Origin of the sequence: Citricoccus zhacaiensis (assembly GCF_014645315.1) — a bacterium.
In the GTDB taxonomy this organism is placed as follows: Bacteria; Actinomycetota; Actinomycetes; order Actinomycetales; family Micrococcaceae; genus Citricoccus; species Citricoccus zhacaiensis.
On record NZ_BMLQ01000004.1, the window covers coordinates 116,799 to 142,341 of the forward strand.

A 25,543-nucleotide genomic window follows, 5' to 3' on the forward strand; every position below is an offset into this window, starting at 1 on the left:
TGCCGTTCCAGTCTACTGAGCTAGCTCAACACGTCCTTCGTGGTGAAACGGCCGTAGGCGAGCGCCCCGAACACGGCCACGTAGCCGGCCTGCAGCAGCGCGTTCTCCCGGAACGAGTCCCAGAGGAGCGGCGAGCGCAGCAGGTCCGCGAAGCCCATCCAGTGATGGGTGAACAGCCAGGGGTGCAGCCACTCCAGCTGGGGCAGGGCACCGAGGATCTGCGCCACGATGGTCAGCACCACGGCGGCGGCCATCGCCCCGACGGGCACGTCCGTCAGCGTGGAGACGAAGAGGGCGATCGCGCCCAGGCCGCTCAGGGAGACGGTCGCGTAGAGCACCATCAGCCCGATCCGGCCGAGCGTCTCCGCCGAGGTGATGGTCATCCCCGAGGGCATCACCAGCGGTCCGGTCCCGAACAGCGCCAGCCCGGTGAGCACGCCGACGGCGGCCACCACCAGCGCCGCGGCCAGGCAGAAGACGAGCGCCACCGCGTACTTCACGGCCAACAGCCCGGCCCGCCGGACAGGGGCCACCAGAAGGTACCGGAGGGTACCGTGGGCGGCCTCCCCGCGATCGAGTCCCCGGCCACGACGGCGACGGTCAAGGGGAGGAAGAAGGGCATGCAGACCATGACCGCGGCCACCGCCAGGAACAGGCCGCTGGCGGCCACCTGGTCCAGGAAGGCCGGGCCCCTGCCCTGCGGTGGTCCGGACGTCACCCGCACCGCCACCCCCATGAGCACGGGCACCGCGGCCAGTGCGGCCAGCAGCGTCCAGGTGCGCCGGCGCCGGAAGAGCAGTCCCAGTTCGGAGACCAGCAGGGCCGTCCCGGTGCGTACGGGACGGACCTGGCTCTCGGAGTCACTGCTCAACGTCGAACCCCTCCCCCGTCAGCTCCACGAACCGGTCCTCGAGGCTGGCGTGCTCCACCTCGACGCCGCGCACCCCGACCCCGGCGGCCACCAGCGCGGCGACGATCCGCTCGGGCTCCGGCGCGTCCTCGCCCAGCGGGGCGCGCAATGTCCCGGCACCCGGAGCGGGCACGCCCTCCTCGACCGGCATCAGGCCCAGACCGCGCAGGACGTCCCCGGCGAGCGGGACGTCCCGGGTGCGGACGAGGATCCGGCGGGGGCCGTCGTCGAACAGGGAGGCCAGCGTCCCCTGGGCCAGCAGTCGGCCACGGCCCACCACGGCCGCATGGGTGCAGACCTGCTCAATCTCGCTGAGCAGGTGGCTGGAGACGAAGACGGTGGCCCCGCCCTCCGCCAGGGATCCGATGAGGTGGCGGACCTCCCGGGTGCCCTGCGGGTCCAGGCCGTTGGTCGGCTCATCCAGGATCAGCAGCTCACGCTCGGAGGCCAGCGCGTTGGCCAGCCCGAGGCGCTGCTTCATACCCAGCGAGTAGGCGTGCACGGCCAGCCCGGCCGCTTGCCCCAGGCCCACCCGTTCCAGGGCCCGGCCGATGCGCCGCTTGCGCGTGGCGGGATCGGTGGCCCGGTTTGCGGCGTCGAGGCGCAACAGGTTCGCCGTCCCGGTCAGGTAGGGGTAGAACGCCGGGCCCTCCACGAGGGTCCCGATGCGCGGCAGGACCTCCATGGCGGCCTGGGGCATGGGCCGGCCGAGCACGCTCATCGTCCCACCACTCGGCGTGGCCAGGCCGAGTAGCATCCTGATGGTGGTGGTCTTGCCGGAGCCGTTGGGGCCCAGGAAGCCGAACACGGAGCCGCGTGGGACCTCGAGGTCCAGCCTCTCCACGGCCAGCCGGGCGCCGAACCGTTTGCTCAGTCCCCGGGTACGGATGGCCGACTCGGCCTCGCCATCGTCGGCGTAGGACGCGCTCACCCTGGGCTCACCGGCCGCTCACGCGGAGCTCGCCCGGTGCTCATCTGGAACTGGCGACATCGAGCAGGCGCTCGAGCGGGACCGGACCGGCGAGGACCCGACCGTCGTCGGCGAGCAGGACCGTGGCCAGCGGCGTGCTCAGCACTCGGCCCGCCGCGGAGTCGATGGCGTACTGGTCCAGGAGCGGCGAGTCCGTCAGGCCCGCGGGCACCTTCTCAGCGGGGATGACGGCGACGGCGTCCCACCCGGAACCGAGCACGGCGTCACCGCCGGCCGGATGTCCGCCGGCGCCCCGAGGACCGGAACGGTGCGCATCAGGCCACATGCCGCCGTCGGGCCGGACGCGTTCGACCTCGGCGCCCGCGGGCGGGGTGAACTCGAACAGGCCGGCGTCCGGGGTCTCGGTCGAATAGCTCGTGTATTCGACGCTGATGGCCGGGTCCTCCTGGCCCACGGCCCGGACGCGGACGCTCAACGGCGCACCGGTGGCGGCGTCGACGGCAAGGGTGACGTCCTCGACGAGCGTGTCCGGAGTGCGCGGGTCGAGCCGCAGCGTGTAGGCGTCCCGGCCGGCGACTCGGGTGTCCTCGCCCACGGTGACCTCCGTGGTGGGATCCAGTCCCGCCAGCGCCTTCTCGGCCAGCCGCTCCGGGGTCATGTCGCCTTCCGGGGCACGCGCCATGCCGTGGCCGGTGCTCGCACCGTCGGGTCCCTGCGGCAGGATGACTTGCGTGGCCCGGCCCTCCGCCGAGTCGTAGGCCCAGACTTCTTGTCCGTTGCGCACCACGTTGCGCTCGTCCGTGCCGTCGAAGACCTGCATCCGGAGCCGGTCAGCACCGTCCGCGAAGACGCGCGCCTCGTGGGTTCCGGACAGCAGCGAGAATGCCTCGGCGAGGCCCTCCGGCACAGCTCCGGTAGCTCCGGCAGCACTCGACCCTTCCGGTTCGCCCCGCTCCGGGCCCTGACGCGTCGGCAGTGGTGGCAGGCCCAGCGCGAAACTGGCCTCGACGGTGCCGGAGAAGGAGGTGTCGTGGTGCCCCGCGGCCAACGCCAGGACCTCCTCGGCGCTCCGGTCCGGCAGGTCCGTCTGGGCGTTGGCCGTCAGGCCCCCGCCGAACGCGATCACGCCCACGATCACCGGCGCCGCCACGGCCGGGATCCACTTGTTGCGCTGCTGGGATGCCATGGGAGGTCCACCTTAAGGAATTCGTCTTCCCCGTCCACGCTACGCCGGCCCCGGGCCCGTGGCGAGGGGCCCAGGCCTCAGGAGCGAGGCTTCTCCTTCTTCGGATCGTAGAAGGGCGTGGCCACCACGGTGGCGGGGATCCGCTTCTGCTGGCCGTCCAGCTTGCCGATCTCCACCTCGGCACCCACCTCCGCGTGCTCCACCATCATCCGGCACAGGGCGATGTTCTTGCGCAGGACCGGGGACCGGGTGGCGGAGGTGACCACGCCGACCTGGAAGCGGCCCACGTGCACCGTGTCCCCGTGCCCGGCGGGCTCGTTGCCCGCCAGTTCGAGGCCGACCATCCTGCGCTGGGGGTTCGCCTTGCGCCTGAGGAGAGCATCCCGGCCGGAGAAGTCGTCCTCCTTGGTCTTCAGCGGCACGGTGAAGCCGACGCCGGCCTCGAAGGGGTCGATCTGGTCGTCGAAGTCGTACCCGGCGAAGACCAGCCCGGACTCGATCCGCAGCATGTCCAGCGCATCGAGTCCCAGTGGCGTGAGCCCGTGGGGCTGGCCCGCCTCCCAGACCGCGTCCCACACGGCGTTGGCGTGGCTGGGATGGCAGAACAGTTCGTAGCCGAGCTCGCCGGAATAGCCCGTGCGGGACACGATCACGGGGGTGCCCTGGTGGTCCCCGATCCGGCCGATCGTGAAGCGGAACCAGGTCACCGAGTCGAAGTCCGGCTGGTGCGGTGGGGTCCAGATCAGATCCCTGAGGATGTCGCGGCTGGCCGGGCCCTGCACGGCGATGTTGTGCAGCTGGTCCGTGGAGTCCTTGATCCAGACCCGGTCCAGGCCTCGCTCGGTGGCCACCTGCCGCATCCACTCACCGGTGTAGTCCTCCCCGGGGATCACCCGGAAGTTGGTGTCGGAGCAGCGGAACACGGTGGCGTCGTCGATCATGCCGCCGGTGTCGTTGCAGATCGCCGTGTAGACCACCTGCCCCTCGGAGAGCTTGCGGATGTTCCGCGTCATGCAGTACTGCAGCAGCGCCTCGGCATCCGGGCCGATCACCTCGAACTTGCGCAGGGGAGACAGGTCCATCACGGCGGCCTTCTCCCGGCACGCCCAGTACTCGGCCTTGGGCCCGTAGCCGTCGTAGTGCGTCGGCAGCCAGAAGTTGCGGTACTCCGTGAACTGCTTCGTCAGCGCACTCGTCCGCTCGTGGAAGGCGGTCTCGCGCGTGAGCTTGGGCACGGAGTCGGGGTTGGTGCGGTGGGTGATGGCCATGGAGAATTTCCGCTCCGAGGAATAGACGCGCAGGTGGATGTCGGTGGGGACCCAGCCGTTGGAGGGGTCGATGTCATCGGGGCAGGCGGAGGAGGCGCAGACCAGGTCCTGCTGGGCCTGCATCATCACGTAGTCCCCCGGGCGGGACCACGGCTCGTCGAACACCAGCATGTTGTGCTCGTCGAACATGGTGTTGTAGAAGAGGTTCAGCGCCGGCCAGGACTTCCGGGCGGCCACCGAGTACCGCTTGAGCTGACCGTTGAAGTTGTCCGTGCAGTTCACGTGCCCCGGGTAGCCGAAGTCCTCGTAGTACTTGGCGTTGCAGGCCGGCGTGAAGGCGTCATGGCGTCCCACCGTGTCCCGGATGATCGAGACCAGCGGGTCCATGTCCTGGTTGTAGAACTTGCCGTGCAGCCCGGGCTGGGCGTAGGCCTGGCCCACGATGTGCCGGGTGGTGCTGGCGTCCAGCCCCAGCTCGCGTCCCTCCTGCAGGGCCCGCGCATCGAAGGCCAGGAAGTCCGAGCACTGGCGGCCGGCCACATCGATGATCTGGATGTAGTCGCCCTTCTTGACCTCGTAGCCGATCGCCGTGCTGTGGTCGATCCGCACATCCAGGACCGGCTCGGCCAGCGGTGGGGGCAGCTCGATCTCCCGCGGCCGGTACGGGTCCGCCCGCTGGACCTCGATCATCAGGTCCGAGGGCGGGTTCTGTTCCTCGAAGTTCATGGCCCAGGTGGGGTTCCCGACGACGGCCGTCACCGGCCGCTGCGCCGTGAACGTCTCCCGGGACCCGGCCGGGGACCAGCCGCCGAACAGGCGAACGCCGTGGGCGGCGTCCGGCCGCAACCCGCGCAGGGCCAGGGCGGTGACCACGCGGGCGACCTGTTCGTTGTCGAAGGCGGAACCCTCGGTGAGCGAGCCCAGCACGGTGGCCGGGGCATCGGCCCGCAACCCGAGGGCAGAGAAGTCCTCACCGCCGTTGCCCAGCACGGTCAGTTCGGCGGCTTGGGCCCCGAAGCGGTCCACCACGGTGAGCTCGTCCCCGGACTCGAGTTCCAGGGCGGTCACGCCGCCGGGGCGGACCCAATACCGTTCGTGTCCCGGCACCACGGGCAGCAGCCCCGGTTGCACCAATCGCGGCCTGGCCAGATCGAGCGGGAGTGAAGACAGGTCAGTGAGATCGAGGGGTGCAGTCACCGGTATCCCTCCTCAGGGATGTCTGAACGATGGTCGGGACGCTGTCCGGTAGCGGCGTTCCCCGCACCGTAGCCCACATTCCGTGCGCATGTAAGGGCCCTGGAGGACGCCTGTGCCGATGGAGGGGAACGGCGCCGTCCGTCCCTGAGATTCCGGCGGGTCCCGGCGGGTCCCGGGTACGGTGACACCATGACCGACGTCTCGAGCGCCACCACCCGCATCGCCGTGCTGATCGACTGTGACAACGTCTCCCCCACCCATGCCGGGGCCGTCTTGGAGGAGCTGGCCACGTACGGCACCCCGACCATCAAACGGGCCTACGGGGACTGGACCACCAACCAGCTCAGCGGCTGGAAGAACGAGCTGAACCGGCTGGCCATCCAGCCCACCCAGCAGTTCTCCTACACCGTGGGCAAGAACTCCACGGACTCGGCCCTCATCATCGACGCCATGGACCTGCTCTGGATGGGCAACGTCGAGGCGTTCGCCATCGTCTCCTCCGATTCGGACTTCACCCGGCTGGCCACCCGGCTACGCGAATCCGGCAAACGCGTCATCGGCCTCGGCGAGCGCAAGACCCCGGAGTCCCTGCGCAATGCCGTGGACCAGTTCATCTACCTGGAGCTGATCGGGGGTGCCCCGGAGGAGGACTCCGCTCCGTCCCGGCGGGCCACTCGCCGGGGCCGCCGGGGCGGCGCCGCGAACGACAACGACACCGATGCCGCCGATGGAACTGCCGACGGTCCAGTCGTCGTCGACACACCCACCGCACCTGATGCCCTCGACGAGGACCGCGCGCGGATCAACCTGGAGAGCGCCCTGGCCAAGGCCATCAACGCCACCAGCGGCGACGACGGTTGGGCCTCCCTGAGCCGCGTCGGACAGTACCTGAGCCGCACCCACGTGGACTTCGACCCCCGTGACTTCGGCCATCAGAAGCTGAGCACCCTGGTGTCCGAACAGCCCTACCTCGAGCACCGCACGTCCGACTCCCGCATGCAGGTCCGCCTCAAGCAAGGCAGGAACCGGATGTGACCGTCCCGGGTCGGTTACCCGCCGGTATTCCACGCTACCCTCAAGGGCATGCCTGTATCCCCCGTCACACCTCGGCCCGGCGCAGGCCACCGCCTGGCCGAGCTGATCCGTCTCCGCACCGTCTCCGCCCTGCACGGTGAGCCGGACCAGCCTGCCGTCGCCGCGGATTTCGAGGCGTTCCCGCAACTCCTGGCCCGGCTCTACCCACTCGTCCACCAACGGCTGGATCACGAGATCGTGGATTCCACCGGGTTGCTGTTCCGCTGGCGGGGTGCCCGAGCCGCAGACCCCCTGGTCCTCATGGCGCATTGGGACGTGGTCCCGGCACCCGCGGACCTGGCCGAGTGGACTGCCGTCGGTTGGGCCACGGACCCATTCGCCGGCACGGAGGACCACGTATCCGGCGAACCGGTGGTGAGGGGCCGTGGCGCCCTCGACGACAAGGGCCCGCTCGTGGCCGTCCTGGAGGCGGTGGAGAACCTCCTGGCCGCCGGATTCGCCCCGGATCACGATGTCTGGCTGGTCTTCGGCGGAGACGAGGAGGTCGGCGGACGCAACGCGGCGGCCATCTCGGACCTGCTCCGCGAGCGCCTGCGAGAGGAACAGGGCCAGGACGCCGAACCGTGGCTCGTCCTCGACGAGGGCGGCGCGGTGGTCCCCGCGCCGCTGTCCTTCGTCCAGGGCACGTGTGCCATGGTGGGCCTCGCCGAGAAGGGCCAGGCCCAGTTGCGGCTCACCGTCTCCGGCGCCGGCGGCCACGCCTCCTCCCCGCCCTCCGGATCCCCCATCCCGCGCCTGGCCCGCGCCCTGCGCCGGCTGGAGCGGCGGCCCTTCCCAGCCCGGCTGACCGGCACGACGTCGGCCATGCTCAGCGCGCTCGCTCCTCTCGCCTCCGGGGCGGCGGGCCGCGCCCTGCCGTGGGTTCTCCGCTCCGGGACCGTGGCAGCCAGGGCGCTGGGCGCGATGGGCGGCGAGGCGGCCGCCATGGTGCGCACCACCGTGGCCCAGACGAGGCTGGAGGCCGGGACAGCGAACAATGTGCTGCCCTCCACGGCCAGCGCCACCCTGGACTGCCGGATCGTACCCGGGGAGACCGTGGCGGGGGTCCGTGACGGCATCGTCCACCGCATCGCCGATCCCGGCGTCAAGGTCGAGCTCCTCCACGGCCAGGACCCCTCCGGCGAGTCCCCGGCGACGGGTGACCGGTTCGCGGCTCTGGAGGCCGCCGTCGGGACCTCGTGGCCGGATGCGACGACCGTGCCCTACCTGTTGATGGCCGCCACCGACTCCCGGCATTTCCACGCCTGGTGCCGCCACGTCTACCGGTTCGCCCCACTGTGGATGGACGACGCTCAACGGGCGTCCATCCATGGGGAGAACGAGTGGGTGTCCGTGGCCTCGCTGGAGCGGGGTGAGCGCTTCCACCGTGACCTCATCACCGGCCGGGGTGGCCGTTACCACGACTCCGCCGTGACGGCCCGCGACGCCATGACGGCTCCCGGCGGCCAGGGGTGAAGGCGGCCCTCCGGCGGCGCCGGCGGGGTGGTGGTGCCCTCCTCTTCGGCGGGCTGGCCTCCATCGTGGGCTTCCTCGCCTTCGTCGAGTTCACGTCCGGGGTGCTGCAGGGGTACTACACGCCCCTGCTGACGGACATCGCCCGGCACCTCGGGGTGAACGACGCGGACGTGAACTGGCTGGAGGGCTCCCAGCTGATGCTGTCCGCCCTCGTGGTGCCGTTGCTCTCCAAGCTCGGAGACCAGGTGGGCCACCGGAAGGTGCTGATCTGGTCCACTGCCGTGACCCTGGCCGCATCGATCGCGCTCGTGGTGGCGCCCGTGTTCTGGGTCTTCCTGATCGCGTGGGCCTTCCAGGGGTTCTATGTGGTGTGGCTGCCGTTGGAGATCGCCCTGATCTATGTTCGGACCGCGGCACGGGAGGAGGCCACAGCCGCAGCACTGGGGCCTGATGACCCGCGGTCTGATGAGCCGGGGCCGGCAGCGTTGACGCGGCGGGCCGCCGCCGTGCTGGTCGGGGCCCTGGAGGTCGGGGCCATCGCCGGAGCGCTGGCCGCCGGCGCCCTGGTGGACACCATGGACGTCCAGGCCGTGCTGGCGGTCCCGGCCGTCGTGGTGGGACTGTGCCTGGTGGCCATCATCCTCGGGGTCGAGGAGACGCCCGGGGCCTCGCTGGCGAACTTCCGCCGCCGGGATTTCGACATGTCCGGGCTGCTCTGGGTCACGGTGGCACTCGTGCTGATCATGGGGTCACTGTTCGTCCTGCGGGGAGCGGGCCTCGCACCGGACCGCCCCGGGTTCTGGCTCTCGGCGCTGATGCTCGTGGCCGGCGCCCTCGCACTGGTGAAATTCGTCCGGGTCGAGCGGGAACATCCCGATCCCCTGATCGACATCCGCATGTTCACCGACCCCGCCCTGTGGCCGGTCTTCGCCACCGCGGGCCTGTTCGGGGTCTCGGTCCTCGGTGCCCAGGCCCCGCTGTCCACGTTCGCCCGGACCGACCCCGAGATCTACGGCTATGGACTGGGGACCACGGGTTTCCAGACCTCCCTCATCATCGGCACCTATCTCATCGCCATGGTGGCCGGGGCCAGCCTGCTGCCGGTGGCCTCGCGGTGGACGAGCCCGAGGCTGGCCCTGTTGTCCGCCACCTTGTGCGTGGCGGTCGGATTCGGCCTGTTCCTGCCGTTCCATGACCAGATCGGCCAGGTGGTAGCGAACATGGTGGTGGTGGGCCTCGGTTCCGGCGCCCTGGTGGCGTCCTTGCCGGCGGCGGCCGCCTCGGCCGCCCCGCGGGAGCAGACCGGCGTGGCCACGGGACTGACCAACTCGGTCAAGACCGTGGGCGGCGCGGTGGCCTCCTGCATCTTCGGGCTGGCGCTGGCCACCACCGCCGCGGCGGGGATTCCGGGCCCCGAGGCCGTTCCGGAGATCACGGGAGCTCCCGACGTCGGCACGGCCGGTTCGTTCTCCGGTTACCTCACCGTGTGGATCGTCTGCTCGGCCACCGCCTTGGCGGCCGCGGTCCTGTTGCTGTTCGTTCCGAAGAAGGCGTTCCAGTAATCTCCAGCCATGGTGGCGGCGTCACCGGCAGCGGGTCGGATGATCCCGTGAGCTAGACGCGATGGCCGGGGCCCAACGCGGCCAGGACCCCGAGGGCGTCCGGGCTCGGTGCGGTGGCGGCCAGGTCCAGGGACTCCTCAGCGGCTGCCCGGGCCGTGGGCTGGCCGAGGGCGATGAAGCGGGTACCGGCCGGGACGGCGGTGCCGCGGCGCCGGACCAGCTCCCGCACCGCACTCGGACTCGTCAGCACGACGTCGGCCCCAGGCACATCGTCGACAGTCGCCAGGGCATCCACGGACGCCGCGCCATCACCCGCCAGCCCGGCCAGCAGCCGCCGCTCCGTGGCCGCGGGGTAGGGCACGGTGCGGTAGGCCTGCACGTGGTGGACCTCCCAGCCGCGTTCGGCCAGGCCCTCTGCGACCTCGTCCGTGGCGAGCGCGGACTGTGGCAACAACAGGACCCGGCGGGCAGTCTCACCCGGCGGCGGAAACTGCGCGAGGATCCCGGCGGCGGAGGCGTCCCCCTCCGGCATCCAGGGGGCCTCGGTGCAGCCGGCCTCGGCCAGGACGCGGGCGGTCCCCCGGCCGGTGACGGCCACCCGGATGCCGGCAGCCACCCGTCCGTCCCAGCCGGCACGGGTCAGGGCCCGGACGGAGTTCGGGCTGGTGAGGACCAACCACGCCGGGACGGGTGCCGTCCGCTCATCAGGGGTGATGTCCCGGACGAGACCACGGAGCCCCGCCAGATCCTCCGGCAACGCGAAGTCGGTCAGAGGCAGGAAGGCGACCCGGTAGCCGGCCTCGGCCAGACCGGTCTCGACCGCCCCGGCCTGGGCCGGCTGGCGGGTCATGATCACGGGACGACCGGCAGCCACCGGCATCAGATGGTCACTGCGGGGCAGGCAGCAGGTCGGCGCCGCCGGCCAGCATGGCCTCCGCCACGTCGATGCCGAGCTGGCGGGCCAGTCCGAGCGTCTCGGTGTCGGCGGAGCCGTCCTCGAGGCGGACGCGGACGGCCGGCAGGTCCACGGAGGCGTGCTCACGCAGCAGGCGGCTGCCATCGGTGGCGGCCACCACGGCGTCCATCACGAGTCGGGCCGGTTCCTTCTCCACCCGGGCGAGGGCTCCGATCGGTGCCGCACATCCGGCCTCGAGCCGCTCCAGCAGGGCGCGCTCTGCGGTGACCTGCAAACGGGTGACGGCGTCGTCGTACCCGGCCAGGGCCTGCGCCACCGGATGGGTGGACCCGGCGCCGGTCACCGCCGTCTCCGGGCGGCACTCCACGGCCAGGGCGCCCTGCCCCGGGGCCGGCATCATGACGGTCGGGGCGAGGCGTTCGGTGATCGCCCAGTCGAAGCCGATCCGGTCGAGTCCGGCGCAGGCCAGGATCACGGCGTCCAGATCGCCGCGCGGGGAGCCGGCAGCCGCAGGGGCGTGATCATCGTGCTGTTCCAGCCCCGGAACCCGCGCGAGGCGGGTCTGCACATTGCCGCGGATGTCCACGACGTCCAGGTCCGGGCGCACGGCCTTGAGCTGGGCGACCCGCCGGGGCGAGCCGGTGCCGACCTTCGCCCCCTGCGGCAACTCGGACAGCCGCAGGCCGTCCCGGGCGCACAGGGCGTCACGGACGTCCACCCGTTTCGGGATGGACGCGATGACCAGGCCCTCCGGCTGGACGGAGGGCAGGTCCTTGAGGGAGTGCACCGCGAGGTCGACCTTCGCATCCAGCACCGCGGCGCGCAGGGCCGAGGCGAAGACACCGGTGCCGCCGAGCGAGGCCAGGGAGCCCGTGGTCACGTCCCCCTCGGTGCGGATGATCTCCAGTTCGGCGTCGAGCCCGGACAGGCCGGCCAGGGCTTCCGCCACCGTGGTCGTCTGGGTCCGGGCCAGGCGGGATCCGCGGGTGCCGATCGTGAAGGTACCGGTCATCGGGTCGGAACACCCACCTCGGAATCGAAGGCGGCCACCGTGGGGCGGACGGTGCCGTCCCGCATGACCTTGACGCAGCAGTTGGGCGCACACACGTCGTTCCACGCGCCGAAGCAGCCCACAGCGGCCCGGCCCTCTCGCCGGCCCAGGCGCTCCTCGACAATGTCGACAAGGCCGGAGACGAAGGCCGGATGCGTCCCGGGCGTCGGGGTGCGGCGGAAGGCCAGGCCGAGGTTCTCGGCGGTCTCCTTGGCCTCGGTGTCCAGGTCCCACATCACTTCCATGTGGTCGGACACGAAGCCCAGCGGCACCACGAGCACCCCGGCGAGCGGGCCGGCGTCGGACCCTTCGCCGTGGGTGGCGCGTTCGCCCCTCCGTTCGCCTTCGCGTTGGTTCTCATCCGCGCCGGCGGGCGCGGCCGCCAGTTGCTCGATCGCGTCATTGATGTCCGGCTCGAGCCACGGCACGTGCGGGGCACCGGAGCGGGACTGGTAGACCAGTGACCACTCGATGCCGGCGGCCTCGGGGACGCGCCGCAGGATCTCCTCGGCCACGTCCAGGTGCTGGGCCGAGTAGACGTCGGCACCGTTGCCCTCGCCGGGCGCCAGCCCGGTCTTCTCCTGGAGTTCCGCGGCCACCGGGCGGGGCCCGGCGGCCTCGGCATCCGAGGTCGGGATGGAGTGCGTGGCGAAGAAGATGTGCAGCCGGCCGTCTGCCCGGCCAGCGGCCGCCAGCTCGGCGCGGATCTCGGCCAGCCCGGCGCTCAGTCCCTCGGCGAACGGGGCCACGAATCCGGGGTGGTTGAAGTACTGGCGGATCTTGTCCGCCTCGAGCTTGCCCTCCAGGCCGGTGGACCGCAGGGCCATCCCCAGGTCCTCGCGGTATTGGCGGCAGGAGGAATAGCTGGAGTAGGCCGAAGTGGCCACGGTCAGCATCTTCCGGTGCCCGTCGGCGTAGATCTGCTCGAGGGTCTGGGGGATGTAGGGCTCCCAGTTGCGGTTGCCCCAGTAGACCGGCAGATCGATCCCGCGGGCGGCCAGCTCGGTCCGCAAGGCCTCCAGCAGGGCACGGTTCTGCTCGTTGATCGGGCTGATGCCGCCGTTGGCCCGGTAGTGGGTGGCCACCTCCTCGAGGCGTTCATCGGGGATGCCGCGGCCTGCGGTGACGTTGCGCAGGAACGGGATCACATCATCCTGCCCCTCGGGTCCGCCGAAGGAGGCCAGCAGGATGGAGTCGTAGTCCTTCGCGGCCATGGTGCCGTTCTCATCCACCCCGGCCAGGGGATCGAAGCCGGGATTCTGGGCGGTGTCCGTCATCAGGCCAGGACCTCTGCGATCTCGCTGGTGGTGATGTGGCGGCCCGTGTAGAAGGGCACCTCTTCGCGCACATGCAGGCGGGTCTCGTTGTTGCGCAGATGGCGCATCATGTCCACGAGGTTGTTCAGCTCCGGCGCCTCCAGGCCCAGCAGCCACTCCCAGTCGTTGAGGGCGAAGGCACTGGTGGTGTTGGCCCAGACCATGGGGAACTCGCGCCCCAGCATGCCGTGGTCCTTGAGCATCCGGCCACGCTCGGCCGGCTCCAGCAGGTACCAGTCGTAGGAGCGGACGAAGGGGTAGAAGCACAGCCACTTCAGCGGCTTGCGTCCCATGGCGAAGGCCGGGATGTGGTCCTTGGCGAACTCGGCCATCCGGTCCGAGCCCATGGCGGACAGCACGATGGTGGTGCCGGCCAGCAGCTCGGTGCGGCGCAGGGTGCGGATGGCGGCCTGCAGGTCCTCGGCCACGTGGCCGTACATCCAGACCATCAGGTCCGCGTCAGCGCGCATGCCGGAGACGTCATAGGTGCCGCGGACGGTGACACCCTTCTCTGCCAGCCCGGCGATGACCGCGTCGAACTGCTCCACAGCCCGCTTCCGCTCGGTCTCGGTATGGCCTCCGGCGCCGTTGCCGGCCGCGTTCCGCGCGAAGACGGTATAGGTGGTGAACCACTCGACCTTCTCGGCGTCGCCGGGGCTGTCTACTCCCTGCGTGCCGGCGTCTGCGTCGCCATGAGGCTGGTTCTCGGTCATCGTCACAACTCCTGTGGTGTCACCTAAGGTCTGGGTTCCGTACCCACCGCCGGTTTCTACAAGCGGTAGAACGAGCGGTCCCAGCCTACCCCTCCCGGCGGTGGGATGCCTCAGCCGGGTTCAGTCGGTTTCAGTCGGTCCGCGCGACCGGTGGCGGCGTCACGGCACGATCCGCCGGCGGGCATCGGCCACGATGGCGGCCAGTCCGGTCCCGGCCAGCCACGCCCCGACCGCGTCCAGCCCGGGCTGGTCCTCCAGCCACGTGCGCACCGACTCCACCCGGGTCCGGTGGTCCGTGGTGGCTGCGGGCAGGGCGGACTTCCACCGCACCACGAAGGAATCGACCAGCCCCGCGGCCACGTCCACCCCGGTGAGGGCGGTGGCATCCGCCAGGGCCCTGGCCCGCAGGTCCTCCTCCGGCGTGCGGTACCCCGGGGCGGCAGAATCGGGGGCGTCGGTCACCCGGCCGTAGGACAGGCGCAGCACGTGGCGGTGGCCGCCGAGCTCCTGCCGTGCCCAGTCCCACTTGGCGCTGACGTGGGTCAAAGCCTTGGCGCCCACCACGTCCGAGGAGACGGCCGGTGAGACCAGCAGACCGGTCCCCCGGGGGTTCGCGTCCAGTCCGGGCGCGTCCACCACCAAGGTCACGAGCGCGACGCCGGCCCCCTCCCGCGGGCGGTCCGCGGGGGACAGTGCCCCGCCGGAGACGGGGACGAGCAGGTCCCAGGCCCGGGGGCCGTCCGTGGCCACGACCACGCGATCCACCGTGACGGCCTCGGTGCCGTTCGCGCCGGCGGTCAGCTCCACCGTCCAACGGTGTCCACGTGCTGACCCGGACCCGCGCGCCAGCGTGACCGCGCGGGTGCCGGTCAGCACGCGGGCACCCGCACGGAGCACGTCCTCGGCGAGCGCAGCGGTCAGGGTGTGCATGCCCCCGCGCAGGGAGGCGACCACGGCTCCCGGCGGGGCGGCGGCGCGTCGGGCGGCCACGGCGCGGGCCAGTGAACCCTCGGCGACCAGGGCCTCCAGCAGGCCCGGCGCCACGGTGCGCAGGTCCAGGGTGTCCGGGTCCGCCGAGTGCACCCCGGCGACCACGGGCGCCACCAGGGTCTGCAGCACGCCCTCCCCCATGCGGTCCCGGACCACGGCGCCGACGGTGACCGGGGTCCCCTCCTCGACGGCCCGGCGCCAGGTGTCCAGTGAAGGCGGCGCGGGCCTCGAGTGTGTGCCAGACGTCGCATCCGCTGAACGGACCAGCGAGTCCTCGAGGTCCCGGCGGGCCCGCTCCAGGGCGTCGGCGCCGAGCGCCTCGGCGACCTCGGGAGCATCCAGGTCACCCGGGATCCCCAGGATCCCCAGGCGTGGTGCGGGCACGGCCCGGTGGTCCTGTCCCGGTCCGGACGGCGGCAGATACAGCCACGAACCGCCCGGGTGGGGCGCGACGACGGCCTTCCCCAGTCCCAGCTCATCCACCAGGTCGCGCACGGCCGGGGTGCGGACGGCGAAGGACTCCGCACCGGCGTCGAGGGTGAGTTCTCGGCCCCCCGGCAACGCCACCGTCCGCGGCGCCACGCAACCGCCGAGGGAATCGCCGGCTTCCACTAGGGTGACCTCGTATCCCGCGCGCACCAGTTCCCAGGCCGAGAGCAGCCCGGACACTCCCCCACCGACCACGAGGGCGGTGGGAGTGGCTGCCGGCCGGGAGGTCACGGCTGGATCGAGTGGATCAGGTCGACGATCCGGGTCAGGACCGTTGGGTCAGTGGTGGGCGGGACGCCGTGGCCGAGGTTGACCACATGCCCCGGGGCCACGCGACCTGCCTCGACGACCTCGCGGACGTGGGCTTCGAGCACCTCCCAGGGGGCGGACAACAGGGCCGGGTCGATGTTGCCCTGCAGCGGGACGGTGCCGCGCCCGTCGGGGCCCGGCGTGGCACCCAGGCGGCGGTGTGCCTCGCCGAGCGGCAACCGATAGTCGACGCCCATGACGGAGGCTCCGGCGTCGCGCATGGCCGGGAGGATCTCGGAGGTGCCGGTCCCGAAGTGCACGAGCGGCACCGGCTGGCCGCTACCGTCCTCCAGGTCGCGGACGTGGGAGAAGGCCTCGGCCGAGTGCGGCTGGACGTACTGCTGGTAGTCGGCCAGGGACAGGGACCCCGCCCAGGAGTCGAAGAGCTGTCCGGCGGAGGCGCCGGCCTCGATCTGCGCACGGAGGAAGGCGCCGGCAGTGTTGGCGGCCCACGTGGCCAGGGCGTTCCAGGTCTCGGGATCCGCGTGCATCATGGTGCGCGGACCGAGGTGGTCGCGGGACGGGCCGCCCTCCACCATGTAGGCGGCCACGGTGAACGGTGCACCGGCGAAGCCGATCAGCGGGGTGCTGCCCAACTCGGCCACCGTCAGGCGCACGGCCTCCCGGATCGGTTCGAGGGACTCGTCCGTCAGTTCGGGCAGGGCCGCCACATCGGCGGCGGTGCGCACGGCCCGGCCGAGCACGGGGCCGGTGCCGGGGACGATGTCCACATCGACGCCGGCCAGGCGGAGCGGGACGACGATGTCGGAGAAGAAGATGGCGGCATCGACATCATGCCGGCGCACGGGCTGCAGGGTGATCTCGGAGGCCAGCTCCGGCTTCAGGCATGACTCGAGCATGCCGATGCCCTGACGCACCTCCCGGTATTCGGGCAGTGATCGGCCGGCCTGCCGCATGAACCACACCGGGGTGCGGGAGGGGGTGCCGCCGCGGAAGGCGGTGACCAGGGGCGATCCGGCGGTGGATCGAGCCGGGTCGGTGGTGGCCAGCGGATGGTCGGCAGGCAAGGGGGTGCCGGTCAGGGGTTCGGACATGACCGACATTGTCCCATTTTCCTTCTGCAGTGGTGAATCGAGGGTGGATCGCGGAGGGATCGAGAGGGCGCCGTGGTGATGAACACAGGGTGCCCTTCTTCGACCCGACTGCCCGAAGGGATTAGAATCGGTGCATTGTGGCTTTGTTTTCCCTGGTTGCCTCGCACACCGACCTTGACCTCGACACGGTGGCGCAGCTGAGCAACGGCACCGGCGAGGTCGCTTCTGTCATCCCCGAATCCTCCGTCAGCGGTGCGGTCGTGCTGGCCACCTGCAACCGGGTGGAGATCTACGCCGAGGCCCCGGATGACCGGTCAGTCGAGCAGGCCCGCGCCGAGCTGCTGGAGGCCGTGACCCGTGGCTCCGGTCTGGCTCCGGCCACGGTGGAATCCTCCTTCAAGGTCCTGACCGGTGACTCCGCCGTGCGCCACCTGTTCGAGGTGGGCTCCGGCCTGAAGTCGGCCGTGGTGGGTGAACGCGAGATCGCCGGACAGGTGCGCCGCGCGCTGGGCACCGCCCAGGAGACGGGGACCGCCACCGGCACCCTCGTCAAGCTCTTCGAATCGGCCACCCGCACCGCCAAGGACGTCGGCACGCGGACCGCGCTCGGATCGGCAGGCCGCTCCATCGTCTCCGTGGCACTCGACCTGACGGCAGACCTGCATGCGGGGGTCTCCGACGCCGAGACCCGCGCCTTCTGGGAGCAGGCCAACATCCTGGTGATCGGCACCGGATCCTACGCCGGCACCACCCTGGCCCAGCTGGCAGACCGCGGCGCCGCCCACGTGGGCGTGCACTCCGCCTCCGGCCGGGCGGAGGCCTTCGTGGCCGACCGCGGCGGATGGGCCATGGCCCTCGGCGGCGAGAAGATCCACGGTGCGATCGCCGAGGCGGACGTCCTGATCGGCTGCTCCGGTGGTGATCGGCGGCTGGAGGCGGAAACCCTGCGTCGGCTCCGCGAGGGCGTCGAGTCCCGGCTGACCGTGTTGGACCTGGCACTCAGCCACGACTTCGATCCGGCCATCGCCGACCTGCCGGGAGTGGACCTGATCACCCTGGAATCGGTGAAGATGGCCGCCCCGGAGGGGCAGCAGGAGTCGCTCGTGGAGGCCTCCCGGCTGGTGGACGGCGCGGTGGCCGGGTACGTGCAGGAACGCAAGTCCCGCAGCGCCAACGAGGCCATCGTCGCCCTGCGCAAGCACACCCAGCAGGTGCTGGAGTCTGAGATGGAGCGGGTCCGGGGCAAGCACGGCTGCACCGCCGCGGCCGAAGAGGTGGAGTTCGCCCTGCGCCGCATGGTCCGCCAGATGCTCCACGAGCCCACGATCCGGGCCAAGGAGATGGCGGCCGAGGGGCGTCTCGAGGAGTACGAGCACGCCCTGAGCGTCCTGTTCGGCCTGGAGGTCTCCGCACCCGTGGCGCCGGCCGGCCTCGAATCCTGCCCGGCCGACGTCGCACCGGACGCCACGGTCGGAGCGGTGAAGCCGGCCGCCGGGACACTGGAGCCGGCCGCCGAGGCGGCCCGCATCGCCTGATGGGGCTACCGGCCGGTAGACTGGCCTGCACCGTCTGCACCTGACGAGTCATTCCAGAAAGGCATCACCGTGAGCACCTCCCCCGTGCGCCAGTCGAGGTTGCCCCGCGAAGAGCGCCGCAAACAGTTGCTCGATGCCGCCCGGCAGGTCTTCGTCGACCATGGGTTCCACGCGACCTCGATGGACGATATCGCCGTGGCCGCCGCCGTCTCCAAGCCGGTGCTGTATCAGCACTTCCCCGGCAAGCACGAGCTCTTCCTCGACCTCATGGACACCCAGGTCGACCTGCTGGGGTCCGCCATCACCGCCGCACTGGAGTCCACGACGGACAACAAGGCCCGCGTGCAGGCCACGATCCACGCCTATTTCCAGTTCGTGGACAGCCCGGACCGGGCCTATCGCCTGCTGTTCGACTCGGGGCTGAACAACGACCCGGACGTCGCCCTGCGGATGGAGGGCCTGGACCACCGGTTCGCCGCCGACATCGCCGAGGTCATCGCCGCCGACACCACACTCTCCCGCGAGGAGGCGCTGCTGCTGGGCCACGGCCTGGCCGGACTGGTGAAGTCCTCCGCTCGGCACTGGGCCGGACGGGCCGGCGACGCTTCGCGGCCGGGCCTGGAAACGGCGGCCGACCTGGCCTTCCGCCTTGCCTGGCGCGGCATCAGCCGTTTCCCCAAGGAACGCTGACAATCCGCTGCCGGACGGGTCACGGGCGGACAGGTTACAGACCGTTACGCCCGTGGCCGAAGTCGGCTCGGCCCCACCGCACAGCGGCCGGTGATCCTCTAGTCTGCTGTCGGACCAGTATTCGCCGGACCACGGAACCCCGTGGGCCCCGGCCCCCGTGACCAGAAGGAGACAGGCATGGAAATCCGCATTGGTGTTCAGAACGTGGCCCGCGAAGTCGTCATCGAGTCGGACGCCACCAACGAGGACGTCGCCCGCCTGGTGTCCGATGCGCTGTCCGATGGCGGCACTCTGCGCCTGAAGGACACCAAGGGCCGCCTGGTTCTGGTTCCCTCGGCCATCATCGGCTACGTCGAGATCGGCACCGAGACCCCGCGTCCGGTCGGCTTCGTCCCGACCCCGGGTTCCTGACTCCCGGCACCTTCTCGGCCAACTCCACCGCCGCCGGATAGGGTGAGCCCGTGGCCCACCACCATCTGGATCTCGCCCGTTCCGCCGGCCAGACCGAGCTGGCCAGCCGCTTGGCCGCCCTGCGGGAGGAGTTCTCGCTGCCCGCCGCTTTCCCACCAGAGGTGCTGGCGGAGGCCGAGCAGGCCGCGGCGAGCGCCGTGGACCTCCTTCCGGTCAACGACCGGACGGACCTGCCGTTGCTCACCATCGACCCGCCGGGCTCCACGGACCTGGACCAGGCCGTCCACCTGCAGCGCGGGTCTGGCGGCCACGATGACGGATTCACCGTCCACTACGCGATCGCCGATGTCCCGGCGTTCATCGCTCCCGGGGGCGCACTGGACGCCGAGACCCTGCGCCGAGGACAGACGGTCTACCTCCCGGACGGGCGGATTCCACTGCACCCGGAGGTCATCAGCGAGGGCACCGGGTCCTTGCTGCCCGGCGTGGACCGCGGCGCGTACCTGTGGACGTTCGGCCTGGACCGAACCGGTGCCGTGGTCTCCACCACGGTGGAGCGTGCCCGGGTGCGCAGCCGGGAACAGCTCACCTACCAGGAGGCACAGCGCCGGATCGACGCCGGTGCTGATCCCGGCTCCACGCTGGCCCTGCTCAAGGAGGTCGGGCTCCTGCGGGCCCGGCTGGAGACCGACCGCGGCGGAGCGAGCCTGCGCCTGCCCGAGCAGGAGATCACGGCCACGGATCATGGCTACGAGATCCTGACCGCCCCTCCGCTGGAGGTGGAGGACTGGAATGCCCAGATCTCACTGATGACCGGGATCGCCGCGGCGCACATCATGCTCGAGGGCGGCGTGGGCATCCTGCGCACCATGCCGCCGGCAGACCCGGATGCGGAGTCGACGTTCCGGGCCCGGACGCGGGCCCTCGGACATCCGTGGCCACAGGACCAGCCGTACGGCGAATACCTGCGGGAACTGGACATCACGCGACCACAGGAGTTGGCCATCATGCACGCGGCCACCTCCTTGTTCCGGGGTGCCGGATACACCGCCTTCGACGGCGACACGCCCGAGGTGACCGTCCAGGCCGCGATCGCGTCCCCCTACGCCCACGCCACCGCGCCCCTGCGGCGGTTGGTGGACCGGTTCGTCCTGGCCACCTGCCTGGCCCTGGAGAACGGCGAGGACGTGCCCCAGGGTGTCCGCGGCCTACTGCCGAGCCTGCCCGCGGCCATGAAGGACTCATCACTCGTGGCGTCCCGGGCCACCAATGCCGCCTTGGACCTGGTCGAGGCGGCGTCCCTGCACGGGAGGGAGGGCCAGGTGTTCGACGCCGTGGTCATCTCCGCGCCGAGCCCCGAGCAGACGGAGAAGGCCCGCAGTCAGGGGCGTCTGCCCTGGGGCGAGATCCAGGTGGAACAGCCTCCGGTCTTGGCCCGCTTCGAGGGCCAGGCCGAGGCCGGACAGCGCATCCGGGCGGTGCTCGTCACCGCGGACATGGCCACCCGCACCGTGCTGTTCCGGGTGGCCGGCCAGACTCCCCCGCCCCGGCCCGCGGAGGTCCCGGGCGGGGCCCTCGCACCGGAAGATCACGCGGACCCGGTAGACTGGCCGCATCAAGGATGACCGATCGCATTGTTCATCTGCGTTCACCTTCGTGATTTGACTCTCCGGATCCGGCACGCGCCCCTGAAGGGCCAGCCCGAATCCAGGGCCCATCCCCTCGATGCCGGCCTTGCACCTCCCGCGATCGGCTCCACCATGGACGCACGGCGTCCGGCCGATCCGCGCCGCCCCGCAGCTAGCCGAGCTAGCCGGAGCCAGGCGCCGGAGTGCACTGGAACCAGTGCCATCGCGCCGAGCCGCCCTGCCTGAAAGACGGGACCGAATTTCCCCATGACTCCTGAACAGAAGATCGCAGCGGACAACGACATCGACACCGAGGACCTGGCCACCTCTGAGATCGAGACGATCGAGGTGGAGGACTCCATCGACATCGTCGAGGCCAACGAGCCCGTGGCGGAGAAGACCTTCGCGGACTTCAAGGTCCGCTCGGACATGGTCGAGGCCCTCGCCGAGAAGGGCATCACGCACCCCTTCCCCATCCAGGCCATGACCCTCCCGGTGGCCCTGGGCGGGCATGACATCATCGGCCAGGCCAAGACCGGCACGGGCAAGACCCTCGGCTTCGGCTTGCCGGCCCTGCAGCGCGTGGTGGGCCCGGGCGAGCCCGGCTTCGACCAGCTCGATTCCCCCGGCGCTCCGCAGGCGTTGATCGTGGCACCGACCCGTGAGCTGGCCAACCAGGTCGCCCAGGACATCACGACCGCCGCCTCCAAGCGTTCCGTACGCATCGCCACCATCTATGGCGGCCGTGCCTACGAGCCCCAGATCGAGGAGCTGCAGCGCGGGGTCGAGGTCGTCGTCGGCACCCCCGGCCGCCTCATCGACCTGATGCGCCAGCGTCACCTGAACCTCAAGCTCGTGAAGATCGTGGTGCTGGACGAGGCCGACGAGATGCTGGACCTGGGCTTTCTGCCGGATGTGGAGACGCTGCTCTCCGCCGTCCCGGAGGTCCGCCAGACCATGCTCTTCTCGGCCACCATGCCCGGTCCCGTGGTCGCCATGGCCCGCCGGTACATGACGCAGCCGACCCACATCCGCGCCGCTGACCCCGACGACGAGGGCATCACCAAGAAGGACATCCGCCAGCTGGTCTACCGCGCCCACCACATGGACAAGGACGAGCTCGTCGCCCGCGTCCTACGCGCCGAGGGCCGCGGCAAGACCATCATCTTCACCCGCACCAAGCGCACCGCCGCGCGCGTCTCGGACGAACTGGTCAAGCGCGGCTTCGCCGCCGGCGCCATCCACGGCGACCTCGGACAGGGTGCCCGCGAGCAGGCCCTGCGTGCCTTCCGCGGGGACAAGGTGGACGTACTGGTGGCCACCGACGTGGCCGCCCGCGGCATCGACGTGGACGATGTCACCCACGTGATCAACTTCCAGTGCCCCGAGGACGAGAAGACCTACCTGCACCGTGTGGGCCGCACCGGCCGCGCCGGCAACAAGGGCACCGCCGTCACCCTGGTCGACTGGGAGGACATGCCGCGCTGGGGGCTGATCAACAAGGCCCTCGGACTGGACGTCCCCGAGCCGCCGGAGACCTATTCGTCCTCGAAGCACTTCTTCGAGGACCTGAACATCCCGAAGGGCACCAAGGGCCGCCTGCCCCGGGACCAGCGCACCAAGCCGGGCCTGGACGGGGAGACGCTCGAGGACCTCGGCGGTCCGGGCGCGAAGTCGGACAGCCGCGGCGACCGTGGCGGCCGAGGCCGTGGTGACCGCGAGGGCGGGCGCGACGGCGGTCGGTCCCGGCGCGGTGGACGTGGCGGCCGTGACGGCGGCCGTGAGGGTGGCCGGGGCCGCGGACGCTCCGGCGAGGCCCGCGAGCGTTCAGGCGAGGGCCGCGAGCGCTCCGGCGAAGACCGCGAGGGCCGCAGCGGGCGCGCCCCGCGCGAGGGTGACTCGGGTGAGACGCGTTCCGCGGGTGCGGGCCGGCGTCGTGGTACCACCGACGCATCCGGTGCAGCCTCCGAGGGTGGCGCCACGCGCAGCCGCTCGCGGAGCCGGTCCCGCACGCGCCGTAAGAACGGCAACGTGGTGCAGGGCGGCGCGGGTGGCGAGGCCACCGGCGGTCAGGCACCCTCCGGCGAGTGACCGGCGCTCGACCGTGCCCTTGTCCCCGTTCGCCGTCACCACAGCACCGTGGCCGGCCCCGGCACCGTGACCGCTGTGGATGAGTTCCGGCCGGACGGCCCCAACCTGGTGGTGGGGGCGGAGAACCTCGGGTTCCTGCCCTCACTGCCGGACGGGGCCTTCACCCTCGTCTACCTGGATCCGCCGTTCAACACGGGGCGGACCCAACGGCGCCAGCAGATGTCGATGGTCCGTGCCGCCGCGGAGGAATCGGACCGGGTCGGCTTCGGCGGGCAGAGCTACAGGACCATCAAGGGCGCCCTGGCCTCCTACGATGACGCCTTCGCCGACTACTGGGAGTTCCTCGAGCCCCGGTTGCGCGAGGCCTGGCGGCTCCTGTCCGATGACGGGACCCTCTACCTGCACCTGGACTACCGGGAGGTGCATTACGCCAAGGTCATGCTGGATGCGATCTTCGGCCGGGAGTGCTTCCTCAACGAGATCATCTGGGCCTACGACTTCGGCGGCCGGTCCAAGAGGAGGTGGCCGAGCAAGCATGACACGATCCTGGTCTACGTCAAGGACCCCGACGGCTACTGGTTCGACTCCGAGGAGGTCGATCGGGAGCCGTACATGGCACCCGGGCTCGTGACCCCGGAGAAGGTCGCCCGCGGCAAGCTTCCCACTGACGTCTGGTGGCACACGATCGTCTCCCCCACCGGCAAGGAGAAGACCGGCTATCCGACCCAGAAGCCGCTGGGCCTGCTCAAGCGGATGGTGGCGGCGTCCTCCCGCCGGGACGACTGGGTGCTCGACTTCTTCGCCGGCTCCGGCACGCTCGGGGCCGCCGCAGCCGCACTCCAGCGGCGCTTCGTGCTCGTAGACCAGAACCCCGAGGCTCTCGAGGTCATGCGCCGCCGGCTGGCTGAGCACCTCTGAGCACCTCTGAGCACCTCCGAGCACCGTGAGCCTGTCAGAATGGCACGATGGCCGATCCTGACGCGTTCCAGCCCACCCGCCGGAGCCTCCAGCTGAGTGTGAGCGGTGAGCAGGTCCGCATCCTTCCGGACGAGCACGACGACGGGTGGGTGCTGGAGATCGGCGGGGCGGTCCAGTCCCATGTCGATCTGCACGACCCCACCCGGATCCGCTATGAGTACCTGCGCCGGGTGGCCAACGTCCTCGACGCCGGCTGGCCGGGCGACCGGCCCCTCCGCATCCTCCACCTGGGCGCGGGTGCGCTCACCCTGCCGCGGTATGTCCAGCTCGCGCGTCCCGGTTCCGTCCAGACGGTGGTGGACCTCGACCGCGAGTTGCCGACGCTGGTCTGCTCCGTCCTGCCCCTGCCGGAGGGGACGGACCTGACCGTGGTCATCGGAGATGCCCGCGCCGAGCTCGCCCGCCTGGAGGGCCAGGAGTTCGATGCCATCATCCTGGACATCTACACCGCGGTGGACGCCGCCGTGCATCTCACGGGCAGCGCGTTCTACGGTGAGCTGCTGGGACATCTGACGGAGTCCGGAGTGCTGCTGGTGAACATCGGAGATGACACAGGCCTGCGGTTCCTGGCGCGGCAGGCCCAGGCCTTGGAGGTCGCCGCCGCCGGAGCGGGCCTCACCGGCGCCTGGACCCTGGCCGACGCGACGATGCTGGACCGCCTGCAGGCCGGCAACGCGGTCCTGGCCGCCGGCAGCGCTCTCGATGGACAGGACCAGGCGGGCCTGCACACCCGGTTGCTGGCCGCCGGACCGCATCCGGCAGCGGTGCTGGTTCCAGAGCAGACGGCGGCCCTCGCGGCCCGGATCGGCTAGGTCACCGGGACCGCAACAATCACAACCACAGGCATAGGCACAGTCCGGGCCACGGCCGACGTCACGGCCGGATGACCTCCGTGCCCGTGGCCTGCTCCTCCAGCCGTGCGACCACCTCGTCGGGAGTCGTGTTCTCGCCGATCCGGTTGGGCTTGCCGGCTCCGTGGTAATCGGAGGAGCCGGTGATGATGAGGTCGTGCTCCAGGGCGAGGAGCCGCAGGGTACGCCGGGCCTCGTCCGGGTTGTCCCGGTGGAAGACCTCGACGCCGGCCAGACCGGCGTCGATCATCTCCCGGAACAGCTCCATGCCGATGACGCGGCCGCGCATGGACGCCATGGGGTGGGCGAAGACCGGCACGCCGCCGGCCTCGAGCACCAGCCGGACGGCGTCCACCGGGTCCGGGGCGTAGTGGCCCACGTAGTAGGGAGAGCGCGGGGTGAGGATCGAGGTGAAGGCGGCCGAGCGGTCCCGGATCACGCCTGCGGTGACCAGGGCGTCGGCGATGTGCGGTCGGCCGATCGTGGCGTCCGGGGTGGCGTGGGCCAGCACCATCTCCCACGTGATGGGATAGTCCTCCCCCAGCCGCCTGACCATGCGCTGTGCACGCATCAGCCGGGAGGTCCGGGCCCGGCCGACCTCCTCATTGAGTCCGGGCGCCAGCGGGTCGTGCAGGTAGGACAGCAGGTGCACGCTGATCCCGGTGTCCGAGACGCAGGAGACCTCCATGCCGGGGATGAACGTCAGGCCCGTCTCCACGGCCGCGTGGGAGGCCTCGGCCCAGCCGGCGGTGGTGTCATGGTCGGTCAGGGCCAGGCCGGTGAGGCCGGCTCTGGCAGCGGCCCGCACCACGTCGGCGGGCGGTTCGGTGCCATCCGAGATGTGGGAGTGCGTGTGCAGGTCGAACGGCATGACCCCCAGACTATCCAACGCTCCCGGGCTCGCGGGGAAGAATGC

At 71.2% G+C, this 25,543-nt stretch carries 20 protein-coding genes and 1 pseudogene; 10 read left to right on the top strand and 11 right to left on the bottom strand.

Annotated elements, in window-relative coordinates; translation table 11 throughout:
* Positions 1-20 precede the first annotated feature (20 nt).
* From IEX49_RS07880 to IEX49_RS07895, 4 genes and pseudogenes are all read right to left on the bottom strand, one after another.
* A pseudogene (locus IEX49_RS07880) lies at positions 21-871 on the bottom strand (ABC transporter permease).
* Positions 861-1,841 (bottom strand): ABC transporter ATP-binding protein, encoded by a 981-nt coding sequence (locus IEX49_RS07885; protein ID WP_188805628.1) that lies wholly within the window; start codon positions 1,839-1,841, stop codon positions 861-863. The pseudogene IEX49_RS07880 and the gene IEX49_RS07885 overlap by 11 nt, the downstream one beginning before the upstream one ends.
* 40 nt (positions 1,842-1,881) lie before the next feature.
* On the bottom strand, positions 1,882-3,027 hold the full coding sequence (locus IEX49_RS07890; protein ID WP_188805629.1) for a LolA family protein: 1,146 nt from the start codon (positions 3,025-3,027) through the stop codon (positions 1,882-1,884).
* A gap of 77 nt (positions 3,028-3,104) precedes the next feature.
* Positions 3,105-5,492, bottom strand: a complete 2,388-nt coding sequence (locus IEX49_RS07895) for a trimethylamine N-oxide demethylase (protein WP_229672408.1) — start codon at positions 5,490-5,492, stop codon at positions 3,105-3,107.
* A gap of 189 nt (positions 5,493-5,681) precedes the next feature.
* Between IEX49_RS07895 and IEX49_RS07900 the strand changes: the two genes are divergently transcribed.
* From IEX49_RS07900 to IEX49_RS07910, 3 genes are read left to right on the top strand one after another with little or no spacing between them, the layout of a single operon-like run.
* Complete coding sequence (locus IEX49_RS07900; RefSeq protein ID WP_188805630.1) at positions 5,682-6,527, top strand: NYN domain-containing protein; 846 nt, start codon at positions 5,682-5,684, stop codon at positions 6,525-6,527.
* A 48-nt stretch (positions 6,528-6,575) separates the two neighbouring features.
* Positions 6,576-8,042: a M20/M25/M40 family metallo-hydrolase gene (locus IEX49_RS07905; protein WP_188805631.1), complete on the top strand. Its 1,467-nt coding sequence runs from the start codon at positions 6,576-6,578 to the stop codon at positions 8,040-8,042.
* On the top strand, positions 8,039-9,604 hold the full coding sequence (locus IEX49_RS07910; RefSeq protein ID WP_229672410.1) for an MFS transporter: 1,566 nt from the start codon (positions 8,039-8,041) through the stop codon (positions 9,602-9,604). The genes IEX49_RS07905 and IEX49_RS07910 overlap by 4 nt, the downstream gene beginning before the upstream one ends.
* A gap of 52 nt (positions 9,605-9,656) precedes the next feature.
* Here the strand turns inward: IEX49_RS07910 and IEX49_RS07915 are convergent, their stop codons facing one another.
* The 6 genes from IEX49_RS07915 to hemE all read right to left on the bottom strand — a co-directional run bounded on the left by IEX49_RS07915 (position 9,657) and on the right by hemE (position 16,452).
* Entirely contained in the window at positions 9,657-10,454 is a 798-nt protein-coding gene (locus tag IEX49_RS07915; protein ID WP_229672412.1) for a uroporphyrinogen-III synthase, read from the bottom strand.
* A 37-nt stretch (positions 10,455-10,491) separates the two neighbouring features.
* A complete protein-coding gene (hemC, locus tag IEX49_RS07920) occupies positions 10,492-11,532 on the bottom strand; it encodes a hydroxymethylbilane synthase (RefSeq protein WP_188805633.1) in 1,041 nt (346 codons plus the stop codon).
* Positions 11,529-12,848, bottom strand: coding sequence for a ferrochelatase (locus IEX49_RS07925; protein ID WP_188805634.1), 1,320 nt, complete (start codon positions 12,846-12,848; stop codon positions 11,529-11,531). Before IEX49_RS07925 ends, hemC begins: the two co-directional genes overlap by 4 nt.
* A complete protein-coding gene (gene hemQ / locus IEX49_RS07930) occupies positions 12,848-13,600 on the bottom strand; it encodes a hydrogen peroxide-dependent heme synthase (protein ID WP_188805635.1) in 753 nt (250 codons plus the stop codon). Before hemQ ends, IEX49_RS07925 begins: the two co-directional genes overlap by 1 nt.
* A gap of 159 nt (positions 13,601-13,759) precedes the next feature.
* Positions 13,760-15,310, bottom strand: coding sequence for a protoporphyrinogen/coproporphyrinogen oxidase (locus tag IEX49_RS07935; RefSeq protein ID WP_188805636.1), 1,551 nt, complete (start codon positions 15,308-15,310; stop codon positions 13,760-13,762).
* Positions 15,307-16,452 (bottom strand): uroporphyrinogen decarboxylase, encoded by a 1,146-nt coding sequence (hemE, locus tag IEX49_RS07940; protein ID WP_188805637.1) that lies wholly within the window; start codon positions 16,450-16,452, stop codon positions 15,307-15,309. Before hemE ends, IEX49_RS07935 begins: the two co-directional genes overlap by 4 nt.
* Positions 16,453-16,580: 128 nt before the next feature.
* On the opposite strand from hemE, the gene IEX49_RS07945 reads away from it, so the two are divergent.
* The 7 genes from IEX49_RS07945 to IEX49_RS07975 all read left to right on the top strand — a co-directional run bounded on the left by IEX49_RS07945 (position 16,581) and on the right by IEX49_RS07975 (position 24,588).
* A complete protein-coding gene (locus IEX49_RS07945) occupies positions 16,581-17,978 on the top strand; it encodes a glutamyl-tRNA reductase (protein WP_188805638.1) in 1,398 nt (465 codons plus the stop codon).
* 69 nt (positions 17,979-18,047) lie between these two features.
* Positions 18,048-18,668, top strand: coding sequence for a TetR/AcrR family transcriptional regulator (locus IEX49_RS07950; protein ID WP_229672415.1), 621 nt, complete (start codon positions 18,048-18,050; stop codon positions 18,666-18,668).
* Positions 18,669-18,845: 177 nt separating this feature from the next.
* Positions 18,846-19,079 (top strand): DUF3107 domain-containing protein, encoded by a 234-nt coding sequence (locus IEX49_RS07955; protein ID WP_115931633.1) that lies wholly within the window; start codon positions 18,846-18,848, stop codon positions 19,077-19,079.
* Between the two features lie 50 nt (positions 19,080-19,129).
* Complete coding sequence (locus IEX49_RS07960; RefSeq protein WP_188805639.1) at positions 19,130-20,704, top strand: RNB domain-containing ribonuclease; 1,575 nt, start codon at positions 19,130-19,132, stop codon at positions 20,702-20,704.
* A 270-nt stretch (positions 20,705-20,974) separates the two neighbouring features.
* Entirely contained in the window at positions 20,975-22,798 is a 1,824-nt protein-coding gene (locus IEX49_RS07965) for a DEAD/DEAH box helicase (RefSeq protein ID WP_188805640.1), read from the top strand.
* A gap of 48 nt (positions 22,799-22,846) precedes the next feature.
* Positions 22,847-23,716, top strand: coding sequence for a DNA-methyltransferase (locus IEX49_RS07970; protein WP_229672417.1), 870 nt, complete (start codon positions 22,847-22,849; stop codon positions 23,714-23,716).
* A 47-nt stretch (positions 23,717-23,763) separates the two neighbouring features.
* Positions 23,764-24,588 (top strand): spermidine synthase, encoded by an 825-nt coding sequence (locus IEX49_RS07975; RefSeq protein WP_188805641.1) that lies wholly within the window; start codon positions 23,764-23,766, stop codon positions 24,586-24,588.
* A 61-nt stretch (positions 24,589-24,649) separates the two neighbouring features.
* Here IEX49_RS07975 and IEX49_RS07980 read toward each other — a convergent pair whose 3' ends face one another.
* On the bottom strand, positions 24,650-25,498 hold the full coding sequence (locus IEX49_RS07980; protein ID WP_188805642.1) for a PHP domain-containing protein: 849 nt from the start codon (positions 25,496-25,498) through the stop codon (positions 24,650-24,652).
* Positions 25,499-25,543 lie beyond the last annotated feature (45 nt).